The organism is Candidatus Enterococcus wittei, from assembly GCF_002140175.1.
Lineage (GTDB): Bacteria > Bacillota > Bacilli > Lactobacillales > Enterococcaceae > Enterococcus_B > Enterococcus_B wittei.
On record NZ_NGMO01000002.1, the window covers coordinates 105,177 to 128,305 of the forward strand.

General features: G+C 38.3%; 20 protein-coding genes. 17 read left to right on the forward strand and 3 right to left on the reverse strand.

The genetic code is table 11. From position 1 onward, the window contains the following. Positions 1-215: hypothetical protein (locus A5844_RS14410; RefSeq protein WP_218776167.1), on the forward strand; the 215-nt coding region annotated here is incomplete at its 5' end. A gap of 90 nt (positions 216-305) precedes the next feature. On the opposite strand, the gene guaA is transcribed toward A5844_RS14410, so the two are convergent. Together guaA and coaA are read right to left on the reverse strand one after the other, a co-directional pair. Beyond that, positions 306-1,871 (reverse strand): glutamine-hydrolyzing GMP synthase, encoded by a 1,566-nt coding sequence (gene guaA / locus A5844_RS04845; RefSeq protein WP_086284156.1) that lies wholly within the window; start codon positions 1,869-1,871, stop codon positions 306-308. A 58-nt stretch (positions 1,872-1,929) separates the two neighbouring features. Next, positions 1,930-2,853: a type I pantothenate kinase gene (gene coaA, locus A5844_RS04850; RefSeq protein ID WP_086284157.1), complete on the reverse strand. Its 924-nt coding sequence runs from the start codon at positions 2,851-2,853 to the stop codon at positions 1,930-1,932. Positions 2,854-3,279: 426 nt separating this feature from the next. Between coaA and A5844_RS04855 the strand changes: the two genes are divergently transcribed. The 14 genes from A5844_RS04855 (at position 3,280) to deoD (ending at position 19,170) form a co-directional block, all read left to right on the forward strand. Continuing rightward, a complete protein-coding gene (locus A5844_RS04855; RefSeq protein ID WP_086284158.1) occupies positions 3,280-3,882 on the forward strand; it encodes a class I SAM-dependent methyltransferase in 603 nt (200 codons plus the stop codon). A 153-nt stretch (positions 3,883-4,035) separates the two neighbouring features. After that, complete coding sequence (locus A5844_RS04860; RefSeq protein WP_086284159.1) at positions 4,036-5,499, forward strand: IS1182 family transposase; 1,464 nt, start codon at positions 4,036-4,038, stop codon at positions 5,497-5,499. Between the two features lie 443 nt (positions 5,500-5,942). Further along, positions 5,943-6,560 (forward strand): hypothetical protein, encoded by a 618-nt coding sequence (locus A5844_RS04865; RefSeq protein WP_086284160.1) that lies wholly within the window; start codon positions 5,943-5,945, stop codon positions 6,558-6,560. A gap of 878 nt (positions 6,561-7,438) precedes the next feature. Continuing rightward, the gene (locus A5844_RS04875; protein ID WP_086284673.1) at positions 7,439-8,455 is read left to right on the forward strand and encodes a LacI family DNA-binding transcriptional regulator; all 1,017 of its coding nucleotides are present in this window, start codon (positions 7,439-7,441) and stop codon (positions 8,453-8,455) included. Between the two features lie 141 nt (positions 8,456-8,596). Continuing rightward, entirely contained in the window at positions 8,597-9,898 is a 1,302-nt protein-coding gene (locus A5844_RS04880) for a pyrimidine-nucleoside phosphorylase (RefSeq protein ID WP_086284161.1), read from the forward strand. Positions 9,899-9,910: 12 nt separating this feature from the next. Next, complete coding sequence (gene deoC, locus A5844_RS04885; RefSeq protein WP_086284162.1) at positions 9,911-10,573, forward strand: deoxyribose-phosphate aldolase; 663 nt, start codon at positions 9,911-9,913, stop codon at positions 10,571-10,573. A gap of 19 nt (positions 10,574-10,592) precedes the next feature. Further along, positions 10,593-10,991 (forward strand): cytidine deaminase, encoded by a 399-nt coding sequence (locus A5844_RS04890; RefSeq protein WP_244610790.1) that lies wholly within the window; start codon positions 10,593-10,595, stop codon positions 10,989-10,991. A gap of 63 nt (positions 10,992-11,054) precedes the next feature. After that, the gene (locus A5844_RS04895) at positions 11,055-12,140 is read left to right on the forward strand and encodes a BMP family lipoprotein (protein ID WP_086284164.1); all 1,086 of its coding nucleotides are present in this window, start codon (positions 11,055-11,057) and stop codon (positions 12,138-12,140) included. A gap of 211 nt (positions 12,141-12,351) precedes the next feature. Then, a complete protein-coding gene (locus A5844_RS04900; protein ID WP_086284165.1) occupies positions 12,352-13,914 on the forward strand; it encodes an ABC transporter ATP-binding protein in 1,563 nt (520 codons plus the stop codon). Further along, the gene (locus A5844_RS04905; RefSeq protein WP_086284166.1) at positions 13,907-15,040 is read left to right on the forward strand and encodes an ABC transporter permease; all 1,134 of its coding nucleotides are present in this window, start codon (positions 13,907-13,909) and stop codon (positions 15,038-15,040) included. The genes A5844_RS04900 and A5844_RS04905 overlap by 8 nt, the downstream gene beginning before the upstream one ends. Beyond that, positions 15,040-15,996, forward strand: coding sequence for an ABC transporter permease (locus tag A5844_RS04910; RefSeq protein WP_086284167.1), 957 nt, complete (start codon positions 15,040-15,042; stop codon positions 15,994-15,996). The genes A5844_RS04905 and A5844_RS04910 overlap by 1 nt, the downstream gene beginning before the upstream one ends. Before the next feature lie 93 nt (positions 15,997-16,089). Next, a complete protein-coding gene (gene deoB / locus A5844_RS04915; protein ID WP_086284168.1) occupies positions 16,090-17,256 on the forward strand; it encodes a phosphopentomutase in 1,167 nt (388 codons plus the stop codon). 365 nt (positions 17,257-17,621) lie between these two features. After that, complete coding sequence (locus tag A5844_RS04920) at positions 17,622-18,440, forward strand: purine-nucleoside phosphorylase (RefSeq protein WP_086284169.1); 819 nt, start codon at positions 17,622-17,624, stop codon at positions 18,438-18,440. Positions 18,441-18,462: 22 nt separating this feature from the next. Further along, entirely contained in the window at positions 18,463-19,170 is a 708-nt protein-coding gene (gene deoD, locus A5844_RS04925; protein WP_086284170.1) for a purine-nucleoside phosphorylase, read from the forward strand. Positions 19,171-19,495: 325 nt separating this feature from the next. Here the strand turns inward: deoD and A5844_RS04930 are convergent, their stop codons facing one another. Continuing rightward, the gene (locus A5844_RS04930; protein ID WP_086284171.1) at positions 19,496-20,197 is read right to left on the reverse strand and encodes a GntR family transcriptional regulator; all 702 of its coding nucleotides are present in this window, start codon (positions 20,195-20,197) and stop codon (positions 19,496-19,498) included. Between the two features lie 168 nt (positions 20,198-20,365). On the opposite strand from A5844_RS04930, the gene A5844_RS04935 reads away from it, so the two are divergent. Together A5844_RS04935 and A5844_RS04940 are read left to right on the forward strand one after the other, a co-directional pair. Next, entirely contained in the window at positions 20,366-21,670 is a 1,305-nt protein-coding gene (locus A5844_RS04935) for a PTS sugar transporter subunit IIC (RefSeq protein ID WP_086284172.1), read from the forward strand. A 13-nt stretch (positions 21,671-21,683) separates the two neighbouring features. Continuing rightward, positions 21,684-23,102 carry a glycoside hydrolase family 1 protein gene (locus A5844_RS04940; protein WP_179190547.1) on the forward strand — a complete coding sequence of 473 codons (1,419 nt, stop codon included), beginning with the start codon at positions 21,684-21,686 and terminating at the stop codon, positions 23,100-23,102. Positions 23,103-23,129 lie beyond the last annotated feature (27 nt).

Consider the following 23,129-nt stretch of genomic DNA (forward strand, 5'->3'; position numbering starts at 1 on the left):
CACTTATAGTGAATGTTTTTGTCAATAATGGCTATTCTTACTATAAAAGAAATTTAATTAAAATTTCGACTATAGAAAAATTTTATAAGTTATTTTTATATAGTAATTATGAAGGGAGAAAAACTATCTTAGATAATTTAAATATAAGGTTAAGTAAAATTCCTCTTAAAATTGAAGCTCCTTTTGATATTAGTGATGATGACTTACCCTTTTAATCAAAGGTATTATTGGTTGCAAAATGGTTGCAATCACACTCAAAAACAGCCTAGAACCTCGATAAATAAAGGTTTCTAGGCTGTTTGTACTTATTCCCACTCCACAGTTGCAGGTGGTTTTGAGGTAATATCGTACACGATACGGTTAACGTGAGATACTTCGTTAACGATACGTACAGAGATTTTTTGTAGCACATCCCAAGGAATGCGAGCAAAGTCAGCGGTCATTCCATCGATGGATGTGACAGCACGGATACCGACCGTATAGTCATACGTACGACCATCGCCCATAACACCTACAGAACGGATACCAGGTAAGACTGTGAAGTATTGCCAGATATCTCTGTCTAAGCCTGCAGCGGCGATTTCTTCACGTAAAATCGCATCTGATTCACGGACGATTTCTAATTTTTCTTCTGTGATTTCGCCAAGAACACGAATACCAAGACCAGGGCCTGGGAATGGTTGGCGCCAAACGATTGAGTCAGGCATGCCGAGTTCTGTTCCTAGTTCACGAACCTCGTCTTTGAAGAGAGTATTCAATGGTTCGATCAATTCAAACTGCATATCTTCAGGTAATCCACCAACGTTGTGATGTGATTTGATCGTTTGTGCAGTTTCTGTACCACTTTCGATGACATCGGTGTAAAGAGTTCCTTGGGCTAAGAAAGAAACGCCTTCTTCACCGGCTAATTTTGTCGCTTCATCATCAAATAAGTAGACGAATTCGTTTCCGATGATTTTACGTTTTTGTTCAGGGTCAGAAACACCAGCAAGTTTGTCCAAGAAACGATCTCTTGCATCTACTTTGATGATGTTCAAGCCGAATTTTCCACCTAAGCTTTCCATGACTTGTTCTGCTTCACCTTTACGCAACAAACCGTGATCAACAAAAATACAAGTTAATTGATCTCCGATAGCTTTTTGTAAAAGAACGCCGACTACACTAGAATCTACACCACCAGATAAACCAAGTAATACTTTTTTATCACCAACTTGTTCGCGGATTTTTTCGATCTGCATGTCGATGAAGTTGTTCATTGTCCAGTTGCCTTCACATTGGCAAATGTCAAACGCAAAATGGCGTAGTAATTCGACTCCGTATTCTGAATGACGGACTTCTGCGTGGAATTGGATCCCATAGAAATTGCGTTTTGTGTCTTGGATTGAAGCAATTGGGCAGTCGTTACTTGTAGCGACCGTTTCAAATCCTTCTGGAACTTTGGTTACTAAATCGCCATGGCTCATCCAAACAATTTGTTGTTTTGGTGTTTTGCTGAATAAAACGGCATCATCTGATGTTACTTCCAATAATGCTTTTCCGTATTCGCGGTTTTTAGCTGGCTCAACAGAACCGCCTAGCTTATACGTGATCAACTGCATACCATAACAAATACCTAAAACAGGAATCCCTAAGTTGAAAATTTCAGGATCAATACCAAATGCATTTTCGTCATAGACACTGTTTGGCCCTCCAGAAAGGATGATCCCTTTTGGATTCATTGCTTTTACTTCTTCAGCTGTAATGCGGTGGCTCAATAATTCAGAAAAAACTCCTAAATCACGGATGCGTCGTGTAATCAACTGGTTATATTGACTACCGTAATCTAGTACGATGATTTTTTCAACGTTTGTCATATCGGCAACGTTCGTCACATTTATTACCCCTATCCCTTTAAAATTTATCTCAAAATAGTTGAACTATTTTAAAATGCTAATATTTTCGCATGAAAATCGAATCGATAATATGATTTTCAGTTTTATGGAGAATTATATCGGCTCTCCCTCGAGTAGGCAAGATATATTCGTTTAAATTTTTCAAATTCACATTTTTCCAGACTTCTCGTGCCATATTGAAAGCATCTTCACGATCCCCAATGGCAAAACGATAATAATAATTCGTTGGATCTTGGAAAGCTGTGTCTAGCAATGCACCGAAGCGATCTAAATACCATTTTTCAATCAATGAAGAATCGGCATCAACATACACAGAAAAATCAAAAAAGTCACTGACGTAAATTTGCTGATTGGCTGGTAGTTGCAAGGTGTTGATCCCTTCTACGATCAAAATATCAGGTTGTTGGATCAGTTCATACTCATCAGGCACAATATCATACACATTATGTGAGTACATAGGTACCTTGATTATTTCTTGTCCAGATTTCACTCGGTTTAAAAAATCGATCAGCATCTCCATATCATAACTTTCTGGAAATCCTTTGCGATCCATGATACCACGTTCTTGTAAGACTTTGTTTGGGTACAAGAATCCATCTGTTGTGATCAACTGAACATTCCGTTTCTTGAAAGTTCGAGATAAAATCATTTGCAATAAACGTGCAGTGGTACTTTTACCAACTGCGACACTTCCAGCAATCCCGATAATGAACGGGGGCACTTGGACATATTTATGAAGAAATAGTCCTTTACTTAATGAGAGAGATTCAAATTCTTTCATGTGCAGAAAAATCAAATGCGCCAATGGAACATAGATATCACGGACATCTTGCATTGAAATTCGGTCATTCAAACTTTTGATATTATCTAACTCATCTTGTGTCAATGGGGCTTGCCCATTGCGATAAAATTCGCGCCATTCTTCTCTTGCTACTCGGTAGTAGTTCATTGGATCATTCATAATAGCCTCCTGCATTCTCCCATCAATGGACCTATTTTAACACAAAATAAGAGCAAACCCTACCACTTAAGTAGGAATGATGGGTCTTTTTTCTGAAAGAAAAAATGTCAGTAAAAAAAGAAACTTATTTTTTGAAAAACTTGAATAAAAAAATAGAAAAAGAGTGATCCAAGAATTTTATTGAAGAGGAAAATATAAGGAAAGGGGGCACTTTTTTGAGGGTTCAAAGGAAGGTTTATTTTGCTAGCTGACACTCATGAAAGGTCGATAGTTTCTGATCTTACTATAGAAATCAAAAAAAATGATTTTTGAAAAGAAACTTGATAAGTACGAAAGGAATGAGTAGGAAATGATGCGGTTTAGCTTGCACCTTTTCTGGTTAAACGTTAGACTATGAGCATCTAACAGATGAGAAGGATGAACGCTATGACAAATCATTACTATTCCGAACGCCCAGAGACTGCCCATGAATTTGATGAATGGTCGTTTAATTTAAAAGGAAAAACATTTCAATTCGTCACAGATTCTGGGGTGTTTTCACGTGAAACAGTGGACTATGGTTCACGAGTTTTGATTGATGCCTTTGAATGGGAAAATCTACCAGAAGGAAGAATTTTAGATGTCGGTTGTGGCTATGGCCCCATCGGCTTATCCATTGCTTATGCTAGTCAGCGCATGGTAGAAATGGTGGATATCAATGCACGAGCAGTCGAATTGGCGCAAGGAAATGCCAAACGCAATCAAATAAAAAATGTCGTGATCCATCAATCGAATATCTACGCTGAAGTAGAAGAAGAGAAGTACGCAGCGATCATCAGCAATCCGCCGATTCGTGCAGGTAAAAAAGTTGTCCACGAGATTTTAACTGAAGCTTATCCAAGATTAGTGACGGGTGGCACACTAACGATCGTGATCCAGAAAAAACAAGGTGCTCCTAGTGCGCAAAAGAAAATGGAAGAAACATTTGGTAATGCAGAAATCGTTACAAAAGATAAAGGCTATTACATCATCAAAAGCGTAAAAGAATAATAGGAACCAGCAGATTTTCCATTAATAGAATAAAATGAAGAAGATGAAGAAACAGTGTTTCTTCAGACTGTAGACAAAGAAAAAAATTTCTTTGTTCTACAGTTTTTTTGTTACAATTAAAGAAAACGTTTGCTTTTCGAGGAGGAATGTATAATGATGTCCAAACAATCAATGGATAGTCGAATGGAAGAAGCCAAAATTTCGCTAGATGCACTTGTTCCTAAAAATCATTTGGTCCGTAAAATTGACAAATCATTGTCATTTGATTTTATTTATCCAATTGTTGAATCAACTTACTCGACCATTGGTCGTCCTAGTGTTGATCCTGTCGTCTTAGTAAAATTAGTATTCATTCAATATTTATTTGGGATTCGTTCGATGCGTCAGACCATTAAAGAAGTTGAAACAAACCTAGCTTATCGTTGGTTTCTTGGGCTTAGTTTAATTGATAAAGTTCCTCATTTTTCGACTTTTGGTAAAAACTATGCACGGCGTTTCAGAGAAACCGATTTGTTTGAACAGATATTTATCGTTATTCTTGAACAAGCAGTTGATGCTAGATTTATTCATGAAGAAATTTTGTATATGGATTCAACTCATATTAAAGCGAATGCGAACAAACGTATTTTTACAAGAGAAATGGCACATAAAGAAGCCATTTTATACCAAAAACAATTGGAAGAAGAAATTAATGAAGCAAGAATTGCCGAAGGCAAACGCCCTTTTGGTTCAATCATTCGTCAGGAGGTGGTAGAAAGGAAAATTAGTGTCGCAGATCCAGAAAGTGGTTATTATGTAAAAACAGAACGAGAAAAACAGTTTGCTTATTCTGCTCATACCGTTTGTGATGAAAATGGTTTTGTATTAGATGTCATGATTACGCCTGGAAATCTACATGACAGCCGAATGCTCGTGCCACAAATTGAACGTGTTAAATCGCGTGGTTTCTCCTTTTATGGTGTAGCTGCTGATGCTGCGTACAAAACACCTTGGAATGCCAAGTATTTAATCGACCAAAAACTACGGCCCATTTTTCCTTATACTCGACCCAAAGGAAACAAAGAACGTTTTAAAAAGAAAGATTTTGATTATGATTCCCATTATAATTGGTACTTATGCCCCAATGATCAAACACTTCAGTTTCGCACAACTACTCGAGATGGCTATAAAAAATATGTATCTAAATCTTTTATTTGTGAAACTTGTCCATTATTGAAAAATTGTACAGAAAGCCAGAAACACCAAAAAGAAATACATAGACACATTTGGGAAGATTACTTAGATGAAGCAGAACATTTACGCCATACGGCGTATAATCGCGAAAAATATAAAAAAAGAAAAGAAACGATTGAACGTGTTTTTGCAGACGCAAAGGAAAAGCATGGAATGCGCTACACCAAGTATCGAGGCTTGGAAAAAAATCAGGTGCATACGATGCTTGTTTTTGCCGCAATGAACCTGAAAAAATTGGCCACTTGGCAGTGGAAGCATATGTCTTCATATCTTTTATTATACAAAAATAGACAAAAGTATCAGTCTACACTCTTAGTAAAGAGGAAACTGATGCTTTTGTCTACAGTCTGGAAGAAACAGTGTTTCTTTGTCTTTTTTTTGTGAAAAGTATTGAGGATACAAATGATAGAATAAAAGAACAAATAATAATATTTTTGTTTTTTTCATAAAGTCTATTTTTAAAGGGTTTATCGTATAAATAATCACTTGTAAAAAAACTAAGTTGACTTTAAAATTGTAAAGGTAGATAGTATTTTTTTAATCATTCACTAAAAATATTTATCTAGAGGACAAGCAATAGCGATATATAAAATAATCTGGTGATATTTTTTGTGAACGCTTTCAATGAAAAGCAAAATGAGACACGTGAGTTCAACTAATTAGTACTTCTTGTAGGAAAAGGAGGTGAATTATTTTTAGAAGTGCGATCATGTATCGGTTATTGAGGTCTATAGGTGGAGATCTGATAGATATATTTCTGCATTGATTGGCAGATTTAAGTCATAAGTATTTGATTAATTGATACATAAAAAAGAGGAGGGAAGAAAATGGAATTACTAGAAAAAGAAAGCTTAGATGTATTGTATGAACAAGAAAAAAAAATACCTTATTATGTCGGTTATATTTTTTTCAAAGAAAACGAGTATCAAGGATTAGAAAGTCATCAAGAAGCAGTAATGACACAACTTGGATATTATAACCGTGTCACGAAATGTTCCCAATGGGCAATTGCCCATTATAATGAGGTAGGAACAGCTGTGACACCAGAAGAGTTTAAAACGGAATTTAGTTTCATAGAAGCAGATCCTATTATGGAGACAGAGCTTGACCCAACTACTTTTGGCCGGGATCAATATCCAATTTATGTAAATCTAGACATGATTAAAGTCCTTGAAGTCAGTCCACAGCTATTTTTCAAAGAACAAAGTGCATACGAACAGGCTTTTTTTGATGGAGTTCAAATAGAAAGTCTTACAAGAGCTGATTTTGTGTCACTGAATGAAGATCTTTTCCCAGAGAAACAGAACTTAGTTATCTACTCTTGGAATCCCGAATTTACGAATTATTATAATTTTGATGATGTGTCTTCAAGCGTGAGGTTGTGGAGTGTATACGATCCGATAAATAAACGTCTGACGGTGATTACGATCTTTTTAGTCTTTTAAAATAAAATGTTCCATTACATAATGAGAAGAAAAAGCAGAAAAAATTCTGCGACTAAGAGTCTGAACAGCAAGGTGGTTTTATCAAGGTTGAGACTTGGACCTCTACTATCATAGACTCAGCTGGTTGGGGATGGAAGTCTGTTCTAATGTGAAACATACAATAATAAAAACAATCCAAATCAGTGTAACTTTCTTGTTTTTATAACAGGGAGACTTGATTTTTTTGAAACTTTTCAAGTAATTAACTGAAGAAAGTTGATTTTGAGGTAAACCAGTGTTTTTTCGAGAGGGAATCACTCGATCCGCTAATTATTGAAGATCGAAATATATAAATTTCTATAATGAGGCCCGAGAGATTTTAAAGGCTTATTTTTAAAAATTTTATGGCACAAAAATCTAATGTTACATAGTGGTTGGAAAAGTTCAATTATAGGGAAATACATAAAAATGTAGCCATCAGATTTTTTTATCACTCTTTCTAAATCAAGTCGAGCGTGGGACAAAAGCGTTATTTACTTTTGTTCCACGCTCTAAATACATATAAACGGCGGGAGCAGAAGCAACTCCTTCGGAAATATGCCAAAATTTCTCAAAAATTTGAAAAGCATTTTTCGTGAATTCCTTCTTAATTTCTCGGAGTTAACCACTTCTGTCCCAGCCTCTTTTCCTTGGATCTCCAGAGTGACTTGTCGAGGTGACAAATTTTAGAAATTGCTATTTTTTTTATGAATTCGATAGGTGTGTTTTTATTTGAAGAATATCGTAACGGGTGCGCTTTCTTTGAAGCTAGGAAGGAAACCTTCTCACTTTTTTTCTATCCATTTTGCAAAGCTTTTGGTACACTGATAGGGAATTTACATACAAAAGGGGGAGCTAAAGTGAAGCTGACGATTAGGGATATCGCTGAAATGGCTGGTGTATCAGTTACCACCGTGTCACAAATTTTAAACAATAAAGGGAGTCGTTTTAGTGATAAAACAAGAAAAAAAGTTTTATCGATCGTCAATGAGCATCACTATAAACCGGATTATTTTGCTTCAAATGTGATCAATCGCCATTCGAAAACGATTGGCATGATCGTGCCTGATGTGACTGACTTCTTTTTTTCCAAATTGATTGAAGGGGTAGAAAGCTATTTGAATCCACTTGGCTATGTGATTGTCTTATGTAACTCACGTCATAGTCAAGAAAATGAAATCAAGTATTTGCAGGAGCTTTCACATCGTGCCGTAGATGGCCTTTTGTTAGCAACACCTAATATTTTGCCGCAGGAATATTCGTTAGACAGTGGTTTTTTTAAAAACATGCCGATTATTTTGATCGACCGTGGGCTAAATGCTCGTGATAATGGGCGTTTGATTGTCAAAGAATACGAAGGTGCTTATCAAGCAGTTTCTCTTCTGATCAACAATGGGCATACGAAAATCGGTATGTTGAAAGAAACAACTGGCTACTATCAATTAGAAGAGCGATTCAATGGTTATCGTCATGCCTTAAAAGATCATGGATTGGCTTTCAATGGCAAGTTAGTAGAAGAAGGAGAGCTGACAGTCCAAGGTGGGTATGAAGCATCGAAGAAGTTATTACGTCAAAAAGATTTGACTGCAGTGTTCTGTGGGAATGATGCAATGGCGATAGGCTGTTACCAAGCGATCCATGAAATTGGCAAGCGAATCCCAGAAGATATTTCAGTGATTGGATTCGATGGTTTGAAATTATCGGAATACATGATCCCTAAGCTGACAACTGTCAAGCAACCAAGTTTTGATATTGGATTTTATGCGGCTCGTTTTTTGATCGATACGATCGAGTTCCCTCAAAGAAAAGTTCCGAACAAAATCTTTGAAACAAAATTAATTATTCGTGAGAGCGTAAAAGCATTGACAAAGGTCTAAGTCAGCGTTATATTGCTTATGTAAGTGTTTACAAAGTCGGTAGAGCAAGTCTCGGAAATTAAGTAAACCGGTTTACTAAAGTGGTTTACCTTTTTTAAATTTCCTGTATAATACCGAATGAAGAACAGGGAGGATCAAGCAATGCGAATGGTAGATCTGATTGAAAAAAAGAGAGACGGATACACATTATCAAAAGAGGAAATTGAGTATATTATTACCAATTATACAAATGATACAATTCCTGATTATCAAATCAGTGCATTGCTGATGGCAATCTTCTATCAAGATATGACTGATGAAGAGATTACTGATTTAACTCTTGCAATCGCCCACTCTGGTGATGTGATCGATTTAAGTTCATTAGATGGCATCAAGGTGGATAAGCATTCAACAGGTGGTGTCGGTGATACAACGACATTGATCTTAGCACCATTAGTCGCTAGTGTCGGTGTGACTGTAGCGAAAATGTCTGGACGAGGGCTTGGGTATACTGGTGGTACATTAGATAAACTTGAAGCAATCCCAGGTTTTAAGATTGAATTATCCGATGAGGAATTTATTCGTATCGTCAATGAAAGTAAAGTCGCTGTTATTGGACAGTCGGGAAATCTAGCACCGGCAGATAAAAAACTATATGCATTACGTGATGTGACAGCAACTGTCAACTCGATCCCTTTGATCGCAAGCTCGATCATGAGCAAGAAGATCGCTGCGGGAGCAGATGCAATCGTGCTGGATGTAACGACAGGTGACGGTGCCTTTATGAAAAACATCGATGATGCTAGACGTCTAGCTAAAACAATGACACGCATCGGTAAATTAGCTAATCGTCAAACAGTTGCGGTCATTTCGGACATGTCAGAGCCATTAGGAGAAGCCATCGGCAATAGCTTGGAAGTCGTTGAAGCGATTGAGACACTTCAAGGAGATGGTCCAGAAGACCTAGTCGAAATGTGTTATGCCTTAGGAAGTCAAATGGTTGTTTTAGCAGAAAAAGCCAAGACGATGGATGAAGCAAGAGTGATGTTGGAAGAAGCACTTGAATCAGGGAAAGCTTTGGCGAAGTTCAAAGAGATGATCCAAAATCAAGGAGGCGATTCAACGATTGTGGATGAACCTGAACGTCTATTGACTGCTCGTTATACCTTTGAATTGCCTGCAAAGGAATCTGGCATTGTGTCTAAGATCGTTGCAAATGAATTAGGAATTGCGGCAATGATGCTGGGTGCGGGACGTAAGACAAAAGATGATGCGATCGATCATGCGGTAGGTTTGAAATTAAATAAAAAAATTGGCGATTCGGTGAAAGCTGGAGAGTCACTAGTAACTATCTATAGTAATGAAGAAGAGATCTCGACAGTGATCGAACTGTTATATAAAAATATCGAAATCGGTGAATCAGCTGAAAAACCGACGTTGATACATGACATTATCACAGAATAAAGGAGAAAAGACATGGAATTAAATCGAATGATCGACCATACGATTCTAAAAGCAGATGCTTCAAAAGAAGCCGTGATGGGAATTATTGAGGAAGCCAAGAAATATCATTTCTACTCAGTATGTGTCAATCCAACATGGGTATCATTGGCGAAAGAACAACTAAAAGGTGAACCAGTTGCCGTATGTACAGTTATTGGATTTCCTTTAGGAGCAAATACTTTCGCAACCAAAGCGTTTGAGACAAAAGATGCGATTGACAACGGAGCGGATGAAGTCGATATGGTGATCAATATCGGTGCATTGAAATCCGGTGAATATGAAGTTGTCCAAAAAGATATTGAAGCAGTAGTAGAAGCTGCCAAAGATCGAGCATTAGTGAAAGTCATTATTGAGACAGCGTTATTAAGTCATGATGAAATCATCAAAGCTTGCGAGCTTGCGAAAGCCGCCGGTGCTGACTTTGTCAAAACATCGACAGGTTTTTCAACTGGTGGCGCAAAAGTGGAAGATGTTCGTTTGATGCGTGAAACGGTTGGACCTACTATGGGAGTCAAGGCTTCTGGCGGCATCCATAATGAAGCTGAAGCAGTTGCAATGGTTGAAGCAGGAGCAACAAGAATCGGTACGAGTGCGGGCGTATCGATCATGTCTGGTTCAACTGGAGAAGGTTATTAATTTTCTAAGGAGAAATGATATGTCAGAATGTAATCAAGAATGGAAGGACATTGCCATAGATGCATTAGAAAAGGCATATGTACCTTATTCTAAATTTCCTGTAGGTGCTTGTTTAGTAACCTCATCAGGAAAAACGTATCAAGGAATCAACATCGAAAATGCTTCCTTTGGGTTAACGAACTGTGCCGAACGTACGGCATTTTTCAAAGCTGTTTCAGAAGGTGAACGAGAATTTACGCATTTAGTGGTCGCTGGTCATACACCAGAGCCGATTTCACCTTGTGGGGCATGTCGACAAGTAATGGCTGAATTTTGCGCACCTGATATGCCAGTCACTTTAGTCGGTGACGAAGGCGTGACAAAAACAATGTCGGTGAGAGAGTTATTGCCTTATGCATTTACAGAAAAAGATCTATAAACTACGTTCAATTCAGTCAGCTGACTGTTGAAAAAAACAACTACTTTAGGGGGCTTTACAGAAATGAAAAAAGCAAAATTATTTGGTTTAGGTGCGGTTGCACTATCCGCAGGGTTACTTTTAGGCGCATGCGGTAGCGGTTCAGATTCTACTGATTCAACAGGTGGCGACAGTTCATCAAAAACAACTACTGCTGCGTTGATTACAGATACAGGTGGTGTTGATGACCGTTCTTTCAATCAGTCAGCTTGGGAAGGGTTACAAGAGTGGGGTAAAGAAAATGATCTTTCACGTGGAAATGATGGTTACCAATATTTCCAATCAGCAAATGAATCAGACTATATCCCTAACATCGACCAAGCATTGAATGCTGGCTTCAAAACGATTTTTGGGATCGGTTATAAATTAAAACCGGCAATTGAAGAACAAGCAACAAATAACCCTGAAACAAATTTTGCAATCATTGATGATGTAATCGAAGGAAAAGACAATGTTGTCTCAGCTACATTTAAAGATAACGAAGCTTCTTATCTTGCAGGGATTGCTGCAGCTTACACAACCGAAACAAACGTGGTTGGTTTCATCGGTGGGGTAAAAGGTGAAGTTATCGACCGTTTTGATGCTGGGTTTGAAGCTGGTGTGAAAGATGGAGCGAAAGCTTTGAACAAAGAAATCAAAGTATTGAACCAATATGCTGGTGATTTCTCTGCACCAGACAAAGGACGCTCGATTGCACAAGGTATGTATGCACAAAATGCTGATATCATTTTCCATGCTTCAGGTGGTACAGGAAACGGCGTCTTCCAAGAAGCAAAATCATTGAATGAATCAGGCGACAAAACAGTTTGGGTTATCGGTGTTGACCGTGACCAATCAGATGAAGGTAACTACACAATCAACGGAGAAGAGAAAAACTTCACTTTGACATCTACACTTAAAGCTGTAGGAACTGTCGTAAAAGATTTAGCGCAACAATCAGCAGATGGTAAATTCCCTGGTGGTGAACACACAGTTTACGGATTGAAAGAAGACGGTGTTGGCATCACAGAAGGACAACTTTCTGATAAAGCGAAAAAAGCAGTAAATGAAGCAAAAGAAAAAATCATTGCAGGCGAAATCGAAGTTCCAGAAAAACCTGAAAACGAATAAAATCTATTTCTATAGCCTTGTTGGACAGCTGTTTAACAGGGCTATCGTTTAGTTAGTGTATCACTGTTGTTTCTTTATTCAAGTTGTACAGTACGGCAATTTGGATAAGGGAATAACTCCCCTTTGAAGTTGTTGCTTCAAACCAGATTTTTTGTTTTACAAAATCATTATGAATCGTTGCCTTGATAGAAATTATTAGGATGTGAAAAATGTGGATCAAGAAAATATTGTCATCGAAATGCGAAATATTACCAAACAGTTTGGCACATTCAAAGCGAATGACAACATCAATTTACAAGTAAGAGCCGGAGAGATCCATGCATTGCTAGGTGAAAACGGTGCAGGTAAATCAACTTTAATGAATGTGTTATCAGGTCTATTAGAACCAACCTCTGGTGAGATTTTGATGCATGGAAAAGAAGTGCAGATCACGAGTCCAACAAAAGCCAATCAGCTAGGGATCGGCATGGTGCATCAACATTTTATGTTAGTCGATGCTTTCACTGTAACAGAAAACATCGTACTAGGCAGTGAGCCAAGTGTCGGCGGTATTATTGACCGTAAAAAAGCCCGTGAAGAAATCAAACGATTATCTGAACAATATGGCTTAGCAGTCAATCCAGATGCATATGTTCGGGATATCTCTGTTGGGATGGAACAACGGGTGGAAATTTTAAAAACTCTTTATCGTGGAGCAGATGTCTTGATCTTCGATGAACCAACTGCGGTACTGACACCTCAAGAAATCGATGAATTAATCGAGATCATGAAAGAGTTAGTAAAAGAAGGAAAATCGATCATTTTGATTACGCATAAACTTGATGAGATCAAGGCAGTTGCGGATCGTTGTACAGTCATTCGTCGCGGGAAAGGTATCGGTACAGTCAATGTCAAAGATGTTTCTTCACAACAATTAGCGGATATGATGGTTGGCCGAACTGTTTCCTTCAAGACAATGAAGAAAGAAGCACGTCCACAAGAAGTGGTGCTTTCTGTCGAAAACTTAGTAGTAAAAGAAAATCGAGGATTAGAAGCGGTGAAAGACTTAAGTCTAGAAGTACGTGCAGGCGAAGTCTTAGGAATTGCAGGAATCGATGGCAATGGTCAATCCGAATTGATCCAAGCGATAACTGGTTTACGTAAAGTAGAAAGTGGTACGATCCGCTTAAAAGATGAAGATATCACCAATAAAAAACCTCGTAAAATTACTGAATCCGGTGTAGGACATGTACCAGAAGACCGACACAAATATGGATTAGTACTAGATATGACATTATCTGAAAATATTGCTCTACAGACTTATTATCAAAAACCATATAGTCACAATGGCTTATTAAATTATGGGGTGATGAATGAGCATGCACGAGATTTGATCGAAGAATACGATGTAAGGACAACGAATGAACTTGTTCCTGCCAAAGCATTATCTGGAGGGAATCAGCAAAAAGCAATTATTGCTCGTGAAGTCGATCGTGATCCAGATTTATTGATCGTAGCAAACCCTACACGTGGTCTGGATGTCGGTGCGATCGAATTTATCCACAAACGTTTGATCGAACAAAGAGACAAGTTCAAAGCGGTGCTATTGATTAGTTTTGAATTAGAAGAGATCTTAAATGTATCAGATCGTATTGCAGTTATCCACGAAGGAAAAATCGTTGGGATCGTTAATCCAAAAGAAACAACAGAAAATGAGCTAGGTCTATTGATGGCGGGCTATTCTTTAGAAGAAGCACGAAGAGAGTTAGAAAAGGCGGGTGGCGCACATGAATGATCGCAGCGAAAAATTCCGTAATCTGCTAGTACCTATTTTTTCAGTTATTTTAGGATTGATCCTAGGAGCCTTATTGATGGCAGCCTTTGGATTCCATCCTATTCAAGGATATTCTTCGATGTTGAACGCTTCTTTAGGTTCACAGCGTAGTATCGGTGAAACATTGAGACAAGCAACACCTTTGATTTTTACCGCATTAGGGTTTTCTGTAGCCAATTCAGCAGGGTTCTTCAATATCGGGCTTTCCGGTCAAGCACTTTGTGGTTGGATCGTCAGTGTCTGGACAGCATTAGCTTTTCCAGATCTGCCAAAAGTAGTTTTATTGCCAATGTGTGTGATTTTAGGCGCACTTGCTGGAGCAATGGCTGCTGCTATCCCGGGATTACTACGGGCCTTTTTTGGAACAAGTGAGGTAATTGTGACCATAATGATGAACTATATCTTGCTTTACTTGAGTACCTTTGCTTTACATGAAGTGATGCCAGATTCTTATCGCTCTAGTTTGGACTCCTCCAATCTAATCAGTCAAAATGCTTCGTTGCGTCTTCCTTGGCTGACCCAAATGTTTGGTGGTTCCAGAGTCAGTGGTGGACTGTTTCTAGCTTTGATTGCATTGGTTTTAGTATGGGTAGTCATGAAGAAAACGACTTTAGGGTATGAAATCCGTTCGGTTGGATTGAATCCTTATGCTTCTGAATATGCCGGAATGAGCAGTAAACGTACTATCGTATTGTCTATGGTCATCTCTGGTGCATTAGCCGGACTTGGCGGAGTAGTGGAAGGATTGGGCACATACCAAAACTTCTTTGTTCAAACGACTTCTTTATCCATCGGGTTTGATGGGATGGCAGTTTCTCTTCTTGGATCAGGTTCAGCTATCGGTATTCTTTTATCAGCCATTTTATTCAGTATTTTGAAGATTGGTGGTTTAGGAATGCAGACAGGTGCCGGCGTTCCATTTGAAATCGTGAACGTGTCGATTGCACTGATTATCTTCTTTGTAGGAATCAACTTCTTGATTCGTTTCCTTATGGCAAAATTCTTCCAAGGGAAAAAACAAGAAGAAATCGTTGCAACAATCGAAACAAAACCGAATAGCCAAAATCAAGAAGGGGGAGAGTTGTAATGTCATCAGTAGAACTAATCGCTTTGATCCTTACATCAACTTTAGTCTATTCAACACCGTTGATCCTTACCTCATTGGGCGGAACTTTCTCTGAGCGAAGCGGGATCGTTAACGTAGGGCTGGAAGGCATCATGGTCATGGGTGCATTCAGTGCAGTTGTTTTTAACCTAACAATGAGTTCAACATTAGGACCAGCGACTCCTTGGATTTCTATTCTAGTCGGTGGAGTTGTAGGTGTACTCTTTTCGTTACTTCATGCAGTAGCGACAGTTAGCTTACGTGCTGATCATATCATTAGCGGGACTGTCATCAATTTGATGGCTCCTGCCTTAGGGGTATTTTTGATCAAAGCGTGGTATGGTAAAGGTCAAACCGATAATATCTCTCAAAATTTAGGTTATTTTTCATTTCCTGTATTATCGGATATTCCAGTGATTGGACCAATTTTCTTTAAAAATACGTTTTTACCAGCTTACTTTGCAATCTTGATTGCGATCTTGGCATGGTTTATCATTTTCAAAACAAGATTTGGTTTACGTTTACGTTCAGTCGGAGAAAATCCACAAGCTGCCGATACATTAGGTATCAACGTTTATGCAATGCGTTACTCAGGCGTCTTGATTTCAGGATTACTTGGTGGGATGGGTGGTGCTGTCTTTGCACAATCGATATCCGGTAACTTCTCAGCAGGTACCATTGTTGGTCAAGGGTTCATCTCAATGGCTGCTATGATTTTCGGTAAATGGAATCCACTAGGTGCAATGGGTGCTTCATTATTCTTTGGGTTTGCTCAAAGTTTAAGTATCATCGGAGCCCAATTACCAGTGATTTCTTCGATTCCACCGGTATTGCTACAGATTGCTCCTTATCTATTGACGATCATCGTCTTAGTCGCATTTTTAGGAAAAGCATCTGGACCTAAAGCAAACGGTAAGAATTATATAAAATCCAAATAATCGTTAGTGATTAAAAAGGGCGGGTTACGGGAAGTGTTTTTCGTCTCGCCTTTTTTATTTTATTAAGAAAATAAAAAGAAAGAAGGAATAATCATGTTTAAACGCGTACATTTGATCGTCATGGATTCAGTTGGGATCGGAGAAGCACCTGATGCAGAAAAATTTGGAGATCTAGGTGCCGATACTTTAGGACATATCGCTAAAGAAGCAGGATTGACGATTCCTCACCTTGAACAGCTTGGTTTAGGAACGATCCGCCCATTAGAAGGGGTTAAAGCGATTCAAGATCATCAAGGATATGCTACAAAATTGGAAGAAGTCTCTGTCGGTAAAGATACAATGACAGGTCACTGGGAAATCATGGGCTTGAATATCAAAACTCCTTTTCGTGTGTTTCCAAATGGCTTTCCTGACGAGTTACTGAAAAAAATCGAAGAATTCTCAGGTCGTAAAATCGTTTGTAACGAACCGTACAGCGGAACAGCTGTTATTGATGATTTCGGTGAACACCAAATGAAAACTGGTGATTTGATCGTTTACACCTCTGCTGATCCAGTATTACAAATTGCGGCACATGAAGAGATTATTCCTTTAGAAGAACTTTACCGTATCTGTGAATATGTTCGTGAGATTACCAAAGAAGATCCATACATGATCGGACGTATCATCGCTCGCCCATATATCGGTCAACCTGGTAACTTCACTCGTACAAGCAACCGTCACGATTATGCCTTGGATCCATTTGGTCATACAGTTTTAGATTCATTGAAAGAAGCTGGAAAAGATGTGATTGCAGTGGGTAAGATCAATGACATCTTCAATGGTCAAGGAATCACTGCTTCTGTACGGACAAAGAGCAATATGGATGGTGTAGATCAACTATTGAATGTGATGAAACAAGATTTCACGGGGTTAAGCTTTACCAACTTAGTAGACTTTGATGCATTATATGGTCACCGCCGAGATGTAGTTGGTTATGCTCATGCCATTGAAGACTTTGACTTGCGTATTCCAGAATTACTTGATGCCATGGGAGAAGACGATTTGTTATTGATTACAGCAGATCATGGAAATGATCCAACCTTTACTGGAACTGATCATACACGTGAATATGTGCCATTACTTGCTTACAGCAAAAAAATGAAGGAACAAGGTAGCCTTCTACAAGGTTATTATTCAGATATCGCTGCAACAATCGCAGAAAATTTTGACGTACCTGCAACAGAAAATGGCGAAAGTTTCTTGAAACTTTTGAAATAAATCTTAACTCAATGAATATTTTTTAATTGAATAATTTGAAGGTTCTTGGCGTTTGAGAATGAGTTTTTTCAGAAGTGAGTGGAAGAATTCCCCAAGTTGAAAAACTATTTTCATCTTCTTCCACTTGCTTTTTTGGATCTATTTGTTACTCGTACGATCTTGATAAACGTTGTCTGAGAAACTGCACTTCGATGATAAGACCAAAAAATAAAAAATGAAAAGAACCATTTTCTATTTTTTATTTCTTATCCCTTAGTGTAGAACGTTTCTCTGGCGACCTTGACAAACGTTGTCCGAGAAATTGCACTTCGGTGATAAAATATTTCTCTCACGACCGAATAAATCGAATGGAATAGGAGAAGAATATGACGAAATTAAGTGAAATGTTACAAGAAACAACTCAGTTTATTCAGTCACAAGGGGTAGAAACAGTTGAATTTGGAATGATTTTAGGTTCAGGTTTAGGGGAATTAGCAGATGAAATCGAAGATGCTATCGTGATTCCTTATGATCAAATCCCATTTTTCCCAACCTCTACTGTGGTAGGGCATGCCGGACAATTAGTGTATGGAACGCTTTCTGGTAAGAAAGTATTAGCGATGCAAGGTCGGTTCCATTTTTATGAAGGTCATTCGATGCAAACAGTTACGTATCCTGTTCGGGTAATGGCAGCATTAGGTGCACATTCTGTGATTGTCACGAATGCTTGTGGCGGTGTAAATGAATCGTTTGTACCAGGAGATTTGATGTTGATTACCGATCACATCAACTTTACAGGACAAAACCCATTGATTGGTCCAAATGATGAGACTATGGGACCACGCTTCCCAGATATGAGTGAAGCCTACACAACTACTTATCGTCGAGTGGCGAAAGAAGCAGCGACAAAACTTGGCTTAACATTAAAAGAAGGCGTCTATATGGGCTATTCTGGGCCTACGTATGAAACACCTGCTGAGATCCGAATGTCACGAGTGATGGGGGCAGATGCTGTAGGTATGTCAACTGTTCCAGAAGTCATTGTAGCTGCACATAATGGGTTAAAAGTTTTAGGTATTTCTTGTATCACTAATTTAGCGGCAGGGATGCAAGCGAATTTGAACCATGAAGAAGTAGTAGAAACAACGGAAAGAGTGAAACAATCCTTCAAATCACTAATCAAAGAAACATTGACATCACTATAAAATCGATCGAGAGGTAACCGAAATGAGTGTTCATATTGAAGCAAAAATGGGAGAGATCGCAGATAAGATTTTACTTCCAGGAGATCCATTAAGAGCAAAGTATATTGCAGAAACGTTTTTGGAAAATCCCGTATGCTATAACCAAGTTCGAGGTATGCTTGGTTATACTGGAACTTATAAAGGAGAAAGAATCTCTGTTCAAGGTACCGGGATGGGCATGCCTTCTGCAACGATCTATGCGCATGAATTGATCCATTCATATGGGGTGAAGAAACTGATCCGTGTAGGTACTTGTGGTGCTTTATCGAAAGATGTCCATGTGCGTGACTTGGTACTCGCCCAAGGAGCAGCGACTAGTTCTTCAATGATTGAAAAAGATTTCAAAACCTTTCACTTCCCGCCAATCTGTGATTTTGATTTATTGTTGAAAGCTTATGAAATTGCAAAAGACAAAGGTTTTACCACACATGTAGGAAATGTCCTTTCTGAAGATTCATTTTACAAAGATGATACAACAGAAACATTCAAATTAGCTGAATTGGGTGTAATGGGCGTTGAAATGGAAGCAGCAGCGCTTTATTATCTAGGAGCAAAATATCACGTGCAAACATTAGCTATCATGACAGTCAGTGACCATTTGATTACAGGGGAGGAAACGACTGCCGCTGAACGTCAAACAACATTTAATGACATGATTGAAGTGGGCTTGGAAACAGCCATTCTTGATTAAAAAGAACAAGTGAAATGAGAAGGAGTAGATGTTAGTCGTCCCATTGCAAATAGGTGAACACAACGTTCTACTTACTTTTAGATGAGATAGGCTCCAAAACTACCTTCTAAAGAAGTGCTTTGATTGTAATACTCACAATAAGCCGAAGAAGTAAAAATAGGCGTTCCTATTTTTATGCTTCTTCGGCTTATTTTTTTGAAAATATTCCTTCAAAAAAAGAGTTTATTTATAGAAAGAGAATGGTTACATCCGAAAATTTTTAGCTTGGAGGCACACACTGAATCTGCCATCATAACTTTTTATAGAAGAGTAATGATTGATTTTCTTAATTGTTCACCACAATAAAATCACCCATATCATAACGATGACGAGATTGAGAAAATTCAAAGGGGGTGCCATCACCCAAGTATACCGTTTGTTCCACTTCCAGAATTGGATCTGCTGCTGAACAGGCTAAGTATTTTTGATCGTATTTGTCAGCGCGATCGGCTTTGATTCTCCGTACAGATGTCCCTATAGTGGAATGAAGTTGGTTAGTGATGTAGCCATAAACGGAAGAAGTGAGGACTTCTTCTGTTACTCCTGGAATGACATGAAGTGGCATGATTGTATATTCCAGAACAAAAGGGATATCGTTAAATAAACGTAAGCGGACAATATCATAGATTTTTTGGTTACTTTTGATTTTTAATTGTTCTTGTTCTTTTTCGTCTGGGTAAATAATGGCAAAAGAGATGATCTTACTGCTGATTTTTCCAGTTTCACCTAAACGTCTTGTCAGGCCACGGTTGATTTTGGCATTGTAATCAAAGGTGGAATAAGAATCATTGATGAATGTTCCAGTTCCTTTTTTTCCATAAATGATGCCTTCTAATTGTAAAATATTCAGTGCTTTTTGAATGGTTACTCTGCTTGTATGGTAAAGCGTGGCAAGTTCTGCTTGCTTTGGTAATTTTTTTTCTTTTTCATAGTATCCGTGGTTGATTTTGCTGCGAAGGTCTGCAGCAATATCGTGGTAATTGGCCATTAGACTCACCTCCAATATAAGGATAGAGGAAAAAACAGACTATGTAAACTTGTAGGTTTACATACCTTGCTTCTATAGGCTCTGACTAGTTTACTTTCAAAGGGAAATCAATTACATTTTATTTGTAAACGTTTTCTTTTTCGCTTATAAGAATTGAGGGGGGAGCTTATGCAAGGATTCATGGATAGATTAGCAAATGTTTTAGGAGTATTTGCAAACAAAATAAATAATTTACGTTATATCATGGTCATCAAAAATGCTTTTGCTGCACTGATACCGGTCATAATCACAGGCGCCTTTGGAACATTATTTTCAGCAATGGTCTTCGATTCAGAAAATGGCTTGGCAAAAATCAAAGCTTTACGATTTTTGGAGAATCTAAAACCAATCTCATCTTCAATCAGTTATGTTACTTTGAGTTTTCTTACGATTTATGTGGTATTTCTGATTGGGATCGAACTAGCAAAGTTAAATAAAATTTCTGGTGTTTTCCCCGGAGTTATCGCTGTGATGTCGTACTTATCGGTCAATCCAATGATGTTTGAGTTTTTAAATGGGGATGTCACGGTCATCGCAGAAAATGTTCTTGCTAAACAATATACAGATACAAAGGGTTTGTTTTTAGGAATGTTTATTTCTATCGTATCGATCGAGTTGTACTCTTGGTTAGGGCGTCAAAAAAGGTTGCAGATCAAAATGCCCGACAGTGTACCAGGAAATGTTTCAGCTAGTTTCTCAGCTCTTTTCCCAACGATTCTGACAGTTACGACCATTGCGACGGCTGGTTTTGCAATCAAATCTCTTACTGGTATGTATCTCTATGACATTATTTATAATGTGGTACAGCGACCATTAGAAGGGATCGTCCAAGGACTTCCAGGAATTTTACTATTAATGTTTATTGCACAAATTTTCTGGGTGATCGGGATTCATGGAAATCAAATGGTCAAACCGATCAGAGAACCTTTACTACTTGCGGCAATTGCAGTGAATACTGAAGCAATCGAAGCAGGAAAAGAAGCACCCAATATTATTACGATGCCATTTTGGGATATGTATATGAGTATGGGTGGCTCTGGTGTGACTATTGGGTTATTGATCGCGATTATGATCGTAGGAAAACGGGAAGATATGCGACAAATCACGAAGCTTTCTTTAGCCCCAGGGATTTTTAATATCAACGAACCAGTCATATTCGGTATGCCGATCATGCTGAATCCGATTTTAGCTATTCCTTTTATCATTACGCCATTAGTCACAGGAACCATTGGTTATTTTGCTACTTCGCTAGGGTTTGCAGCGAAGGCAGTTGTAATGGTCCCTTGGCCGATGCCACCGATCGTTAATGCGTATTTGGCAACTGCAGGAGATATCGGTGCCGTTCTTACTCAAGTGGTTTGTATCGTTGTAGCGATTTTGATTTACTTGCCATTTGTTGTGGTCATGAATCGTACGACAAGTGAAATTGCATAAAAAGGAGTTATCTATGATGATGAAAATACCTGAGAATTTTATTTTAGGTGCAGCTTCATCTGCTTGGCAAACAGAGGGCTGGCAAGGAAAAAAAGAAGGACAAGACTCTTACTTAGATAAATGGTACAAAGAAGAGCGTTTTGTTTGGCATAATGGTTATGGTCCTGCGGTAGCAACGAATTTTATGGAAAAATTTTCTGAAGATATTGGCTTCATGAAAGAGATCCATTTGACTCATTATCGCACTTCAATCAATTGGGCACGCTTTTTTACAGACTATGAGAATTTGGTCGTGGATGAAGACTATGCTAGTCATGTGGATCAAATGATTGATCAATTACTTGCTGCTGGGATTGAACCAATGTTATGTCTAGAACATTATGAACTTCCTGCCTACTTGATGGATCAATATGATGGTTGGAGCTCAAGACATGTCGTAGAACTATACACGCGATATGCTGAAATTGCCTTTGAGCGTTATGGAGATCGTGTCAAACATTGGTTCACTTTCAATGAGCCAATCGTCATCCAAACACGTTGTTATTTAGATGCTGTCCGATGGCCTCATGAACAAAATACTAGAAAATGGATGCTATGGAACTATCATAAGGTGTTAGCTACAGCCCAAGCTGTCGCCTGCTACCATCAAAAAGGTTATAAAGGGCGGATCGGCTGTGTGCTAAATCCAGAGATGGTCTATGCTCGTTCTTCTTCTCCTGAAGATCAAAAGGCGAAAGAAATGTATGATTTGTTTTATAATCGAGTATTTTTTGATCCCATGATCAAAGGCTATTATCCTGATGAATTGATTGAATTATGTAAAAAATATGGAATCTATTTTGACCCCAAAGAAAAAGATTTACAAACGATCCAAGAACATACGGTGGATTTTTTAGGGGTGAATCAGTATTATCCAAAACGTGTCCGCGCTCCAAGGTATCAATGGAATCAAGAAACCCCTTTTCATCCGGAAATGTTCTATGAAACATTTGATTTGCCGGGGAAGCAAATGAATAATTCTCGTGGATGGGAGATCTACCCCAAAGTCATGTTTGATATGGCTCAATATCTTAAAGAAAATTATGGAAGTATTCCTTGGTTGATCACAGAAAATGGAATGGGACGTGAGAATGAAGAGTTTTATATGAATGATGAGGGCCAGGTTGAAGATGACTACCGTATCCAGTTTATCTCGGATCATTTGTATTGGTTATTAAAAGCGGTAGAAAATGGAGCCAATTGTGAAGGGTATATGCTTTGGGCTTTTACGGATTGTGTTTCACCAATGAATGCGTTCAAAAATCGTTATGGTCTTGTTCGAATCGAGTTAGATAAAGAGCGGACACGATCCTTGAAGAAATCAGCCAGTTGGTATCGGTCGATTATTGATGATCGTATCCTACATTATGAAGAAAAGCCATTAATTATGTAGAAAAAAAATAAAAAACTGGATTAAAGT

Bases quoted from the DNA above. Each gene is read 5' to 3' on its own strand.
- coaA (WP_086284157.1), bottom strand. From the start codon at position 2,853: ATGAATGATCCAATGAACTACTACCGAGTAGCAAGAGAAGAATGGCGC.
- A5844_RS04855 (WP_086284158.1), top strand. From the start codon at position 3,280: ATGACAAATCATTACTATTCCGAACGCCCAGAGACTGCCCATGAATTT.
- A5844_RS04860 (WP_086284159.1), top strand. From the start codon at position 4,036: ATGATGTCCAAACAATCAATGGATAGTCGAATGGAAGAAGCCAAAATT.
- A5844_RS04865 (WP_086284160.1), top strand. From the start codon at position 5,943: ATGGAATTACTAGAAAAAGAAAGCTTAGATGTATTGTATGAACAAGAA.
- A5844_RS04880 (WP_086284161.1), top strand. From the start codon at position 8,597: ATGCGAATGGTAGATCTGATTGAAAAAAAGAGAGACGGATACACATTA.
- deoC (WP_086284162.1), top strand. From the start codon at position 9,911: ATGGAATTAAATCGAATGATCGACCATACGATTCTAAAAGCAGATGCT.
- A5844_RS04890 (WP_244610790.1), top strand. From the start codon at position 10,593: ATGTCAGAATGTAATCAAGAATGGAAGGACATTGCCATAGATGCATTA.
- A5844_RS04895 (WP_086284164.1), top strand. From the start codon at position 11,055: ATGAAAAAAGCAAAATTATTTGGTTTAGGTGCGGTTGCACTATCCGCA.
- A5844_RS04905 (WP_086284166.1), top strand. From the start codon at position 13,907: ATGAATGATCGCAGCGAAAAATTCCGTAATCTGCTAGTACCTATTTTT.
- A5844_RS04910 (WP_086284167.1), top strand. From the start codon at position 15,040: ATGTCATCAGTAGAACTAATCGCTTTGATCCTTACATCAACTTTAGTC.
- deoB (WP_086284168.1), top strand. From the start codon at position 16,090: ATGTTTAAACGCGTACATTTGATCGTCATGGATTCAGTTGGGATCGGA.
- A5844_RS04920 (WP_086284169.1), top strand. From the start codon at position 17,622: ATGACGAAATTAAGTGAAATGTTACAAGAAACAACTCAGTTTATTCAG.
- deoD (WP_086284170.1), top strand. From the start codon at position 18,463: ATGAGTGTTCATATTGAAGCAAAAATGGGAGAGATCGCAGATAAGATT.
- A5844_RS04930 (WP_086284171.1), bottom strand. From the start codon at position 20,197: ATGGCCAATTACCACGATATTGCTGCAGACCTTCGCAGCAAAATCAAC.
- A5844_RS04935 (WP_086284172.1), top strand. From the start codon at position 20,366: ATGCAAGGATTCATGGATAGATTAGCAAATGTTTTAGGAGTATTTGCA.
- A5844_RS04940 (WP_179190547.1), top strand. From the start codon at position 21,684: ATGATGATGAAAATACCTGAGAATTTTATTTTAGGTGCAGCTTCATCT.